The sequence below is a fragment of the Actinoplanes sp. NPDC048791 genome (assembly GCF_040650095.1).
Taxonomy (GTDB): domain Bacteria; phylum Actinomycetota; class Actinomycetes; order Mycobacteriales; family Micromonosporaceae; genus Actinoplanes.
The window spans coordinates 1-4,487 of record NZ_JBEZGQ010000719.1 but is presented as its reverse complement, the minus strand read 5'-3'; the positions used below and the strand labels follow the sequence as shown (position 1 = coordinate 4,487).

The window sequence follows — 4,487 nt, the reverse complement described above, 5'->3', positions numbered from 1 at the left end:
CGCGGCTGCTGCGCAGTGGCCGCAGCCGCCTGCTCGGCGTGGTGTTCGGCATCCAGCACGACTTCCACGGCGACCTGGTCACCGACCTCTACACCGCCGCCCGGGAAACCGGCTACGAGGTGGCGCTGAGTGCCGTCACGCCCGGCCGCGACGAGCGGGAGGCGACGGCCGGCCTGCTCCAGGACCGCTGTGAGGCGCTGATCCTGCTCGGGCCGCAGCAGCCCACCGCGAGCCTGGTCCGGCTGGCCACCCGGCTGCCGGTGATCGTGCTGGCCCGGGGCGTCCGGCACGCGGCCGTGGACGTCGTCCGCACCGCCGACGCCGAGGGGCTGCACCAGGCCGTCGACCACCTGGTCCGGCTGGGCCACCGCAACATCGCGCACATCGACGGCGGGCGTGCCCCCGGCGCTGCCGAGCGCCGCCGCGGATACCGCGACGCCCTGCGGGTTCACGGCCTCGACCGGTACGCACGGATCGTCCCGGCCGGCCTCACCGAAGAGGACGGCGCGGTGGCGGCCCAGGTGCTCCTCGACGACCCGCCGACCGCCGTCACCGTCTTCAACGACCGCTGCGCCACCGGGGTCCTCGACGTCGTCGCCCGGCACGGCCGGAAGGTGCCCGGCGACCTCAGTGTGGTCGGCTACGACGACAGCCGGCTGGCCCGGCTCGCGCACGTCGACCTCACCACGATCGCGCAGGACACCGGCACGATGACCAGGCTCGCCGTACGCCGGGCGATCGACCGGATCGAGGGCACCGCGGTGGCCCGGCGCGAGGTCGTCGTCCCGCCCCGGCTCGTCGTCCGGGGCACCACCGGACCGCCAAGACATTGACAGGCGTGGATGTCTTCTGAAATTCTCCGTACGGGACCGCCGCGGGAGCAGGTGGCCGGCCGGGAGAGGGCGAAACTCCCGGCCACCGTCCATCGATGCCCGCGCGCGTCGTGCATTCCGTCCCCCCGGCGACCGTGCCCGGGCATCTCGATCCCTCATCGAGTGCTGGAGGCACCATGTCCTCGACCATCCGACTGCCCCGACCCCTAACCCGCACCTGCACCGTGCTGGTGGCGGCCGTCCTGCTGCTCACCACCGCGCTGGCCGGCGGCGCGTTCGCCCACGGTTCGACGATCGACCCGGCGTCGCGCAACTACGGCTGCTGGAAGCGCTGGGGCAGCGACTTCCAGAATCCGACCATGGCCACGGTGGACCCCATGTGCTGGCAGGCCTGGCAGGCCGACACCACAGCGATGTGGAACTGGAACGGTCTCTACCGGGAGAACGTCCAGGGCAACCACCAGGCCGCCGTCCCCAACGGCACGCTGTGCAGCGCCGGCAACACCGGCGGCACCCGCTACTCGGCGCTGGACACGCCGGGCAACTGGACCGCCACCCGGATCCCCAGTTCGTCGGCGTTCACCGTGGTGGCCCACGACCAGGCCCGGCACGGCGCCAAGTACTACCGGGTCTACGTCAGCCGGCAGGGTCACAACCCGCTGACCCAGCGGCTGTCCTGGAGTGACCTGACCCTGCTCAAGGACACCGGGCCGATCGCGCCCGGCGCCGGCGAGACCACCACCGACCCGGCCCTGGGTGGCGTGTCGGTGAAGATCCCGGTGAGCGCACCGGGGCTGACCGGCCGGCACATCGTCTACACCGTGTGGGAGGCCGGGCACGCCGACCAGGTCTACTACTGGTGCGCGGACGTGAACTTCGGGTAGCCCGCAGCTAGGCGATCCAGCGGTACCGGCGTTGCGGCCGGCCCGCTGACCCGTAGCGGAGCCGGACCTCGGCCTTTCCCGCGGTGACGAAGTGCTCGAGATAGCGGCGGGTGCTCACCCGGGAAAGGCCGATCCGCTCGGCGCACTCCTCGGCCGACAGGTCACCCGGGCAGTCGCGCATCGCATCGGCGATCAGCCGGGAGGTGTCCGCGGTCAGCCCTTTCGGCATCGGCGCGCTGGACATCCGCAACGTGACGAACAGCTGATCCACGTCGGGCTGCCCCACGTCGGTGCTGAGTGCGAGCCGGTCGTGCACGGCGGCGTAACGCTCCAGCCGGTCACGCAGCACGTCGAAACCGAACGGCTTGAGCACGTAGTGCACGACACCTCCGCGCAGCGCCGAGCGTACGGTCGACACGTCGCGCGCCGCCGTCACCGCGAGCACGTCCGGCCCGCCGTCCCCGCTCTCCCGCAGCCGCCGCAGCACGTCCAGCCCGGTGATGTCGGGCAGGTAGATGTCCAGCAGCACCAGGTCCGGGCGCACCGCACCGACCTGGGCCAGCGCGTCGGCGCCGGTGTGCGCGACCCCGACCGTGGTGAAGCCGGGCACCCGGTCGACAAAACCGCGGTGCACCTTGGCCACCATGAAGTCGTCGTCCACCACCAGAACGCGGATCACGCCACCACCTCCCGGGCCAGTGGCAGCCGGGCGGTGAAGGTGGAGCCGTGCACCTCGACACCGCCGCCGCGGTGCACGCAGATCAGCCGGATCATCGCCAGGCCCAGCCCATGGTGGCCGTCCACCTGGTCCTTGGTGCTCCAGCCCTGCTGGAACACCCGGTCGGCCAGCTCCGGCTCGACCCCGGGCCCCGAGTCGGTCACCGTCACCACCACCTCGCCCACCGGCATCGTCGTCACCCGTACCGTGATGGACCCGCCCGGTCCCACCGCGTCGAGCGCGTTGTCCACCAGGTTGCCGACCACGGTGACCAGGTCGGCCGACAGCTGGTCGTCGACCGCTTCCAGGTCCGTGCCCTCGGCGATGGTCAGCGTGACCCCCTGCTCGGCGGCCAGGCTGGCCTTGGCGATCAGCAACGCGGCCAGCGCCGGGTCCCGGATCACCCGGGTCACCTCCCGGTCCAGGGTCTCGTGCAGCTCGCTGGTCCGGTTGATGTAGCGGACCACCTCCTCGTGCTCGCCCAGCTCGACCAGGCCGGAGATGGTGTGCAGCCGGTTCACGAACTCGTGCGCCTGGGCCCGCAGGGTGTCGGTCGTGTGCCGGCTGACGTCGAGCTCCCGGCGCAGCGCGGTCAGCTCGGTGCGGTCGCGCAGGGTGGTCACCGAGCCCGCGGCGCGGCCCCGCATGACGACCGGCTGACGGTTCAGCACCACCACCCGGTCGTCGCTGAGCACCACCTGGTCGACCCCCTCCGACCGGCCGGTGAGCACGTCCAGCAGCGCCGGCTCGAAGCCCTGCTCCAGCAGCGACCGGCCGACCGCGTCCGGGCGCAGCCCGAGCAGCCGGATCGCCTCGTCGTTGACCAGGGTCACCCGGTGCGCGGCGTCGGTGCCGATCACGCCCTCCTTGATGCCGTGCAGCATCGCCTCCCGATGCTCGACCAGGCCGGTGATCTCGCGCGGCTCCAGGCCCAGGGTCTGCCGCTTCACCCGCCGCGCGAGCAGCAACGAGCCGCCGACGCCCAGCGCAGCGCCCAGCACCAGGTAGGTGAGCAGGTTCGTCAGCGCACTGCCGAGCTGATCGGCCAGCGTGGGATAGGCCCGGCCCACGATGATCAGCCCGATGAAATGGCCGTCCTGCTCGTCCAGCACGGGAACGTGCGCGACCAGGGCCTTGCTGCCGCTCTCGATGACACCGACCCAGGACCGGCCGCTCAGCGCCGGACTGCCGGCCATCGGCGCGGGCCGCCCGGCGTCCGGCCCGGTCACGACGGTCCCGGCCGCGTCGGCGACCACCACGTACGAGGCACCGGACACCGCCCGCGCGCTCTCCGCCACCGTCTCCAGGGCGTCGCGGCCCAGCGGATTGCCCAGCCCCAGCCGCACGGTCCGGTTGATCGCCGCGTTCTCACCGACCGACCGCAGCCGCTCACCCTCCACCCGGCGGAACGCGGCATCGGCCTCGGCGATCGAGACCGCGGCGACCGCCCCGACGACGAGCAGGACGATGGCCAGTTGCAGGGCGAGCAACTGACCGGCCAGGGAGAGCCGGTGTCTCATGGAACAGCATCCTGCGCCGATCGGCCGCGCTGCGCCAGACTGTCGGCATGCGAAGACGCTCCCTGCTCGGCGGCGCGCTGGCAGCCGCCCTGGCGGGGTGCACCACACCGGCCGGGCCGGGCGACGACCTGCGGATCATGGTGCCGAACCCGCCCGGCAGCGGCTACGACATCACGGCCCGGGTGCTGGCCACCGCGCTCGGCGACGCCGGTATCGCCCGCGGCGTCGAGGTGTTCAACCTGCCCGGCGCCGGGGGAGTGGTCGGGCTGCGCCGGCTCGCGTACGAGAAGGGCAACGCCCTGCTGGTCATGCTCATGGGGCTCGGACTCATCGGTGCCGAGATCGCGGCCGATGCCGAGGTGACGCTGGCGGACGCCACGCCGATCGCCCGGCTGGTGCAGGAGCCGTCGATCGTGGTGGTGCGCCGCGATTCGCCGTACGGCTCGCTCGACGAGCTGATCGAGGCCTGGGGCTTGAGCACGATCGGCGCGCCGACCGCGATCGCCGGGGCGACTCCGTTCCTGCACGCCGG

At 72.7% G+C, this 4,487-nt stretch carries 4 protein-coding genes and 1 pseudogene; 3 read left to right on the top strand and 2 right to left on the bottom strand.

Translation table 11 applies throughout. The features are described 5' to 3' along the window. Together AB0C29_RS35385 and AB0C29_RS35380 are read left to right on the top strand one after the other, a co-directional pair. Window positions 1-833: substrate-binding domain-containing protein (locus tag AB0C29_RS35385; protein WP_360829787.1), on the top strand; the 833-nt coding region annotated here is incomplete at its 5' end. A gap of 176 nt (window positions 834-1,009) precedes the next feature. Further along, on the top strand, window positions 1,010-1,717 hold the full coding sequence (locus tag AB0C29_RS35380) for a lytic polysaccharide monooxygenase (RefSeq protein ID WP_360829784.1): 708 nt from the start codon (window positions 1,010-1,012) through the stop codon (window positions 1,715-1,717). A 7-nt stretch (window positions 1,718-1,724) separates the two neighbouring features. Here AB0C29_RS35380 and AB0C29_RS35375 read toward each other — a convergent pair whose 3' ends face one another. Continuing rightward, window positions 1,725-2,396, bottom strand: coding sequence for a response regulator (locus tag AB0C29_RS35375; protein WP_360829781.1), 672 nt, complete (start codon window positions 2,394-2,396; stop codon window positions 1,725-1,727). After that, window positions 2,393-3,955 (bottom strand): ATP-binding protein, encoded by a 1,563-nt coding sequence (locus tag AB0C29_RS35370; RefSeq protein ID WP_360829778.1) that lies wholly within the window; start codon window positions 3,953-3,955, stop codon window positions 2,393-2,395. Before AB0C29_RS35370 ends, AB0C29_RS35375 begins: the two co-directional genes overlap by 4 nt. A gap of 47 nt (window positions 3,956-4,002) precedes the next feature. Here AB0C29_RS35370 and AB0C29_RS35365 point away from each other — a divergent pair. Continuing rightward, window positions 4,003-4,487: pseudogene (locus tag AB0C29_RS35365) on the top strand (tripartite tricarboxylate transporter substrate binding protein); the annotation flags it as partial.

Coding starts and splice junctions, on each gene's coding strand:
- AB0C29_RS35380 (WP_360829784.1), top strand. CDS start 1,010: ATGTCCTCGACCATCCGACTGCCCCGACCCCTAACCCGCACCTGCACC.
- AB0C29_RS35370 (WP_360829778.1), bottom strand. CDS start 3,955: ATGAGACACCGGCTCTCCCTGGCCGGTCAGTTGCTCGCCCTGCAACTG.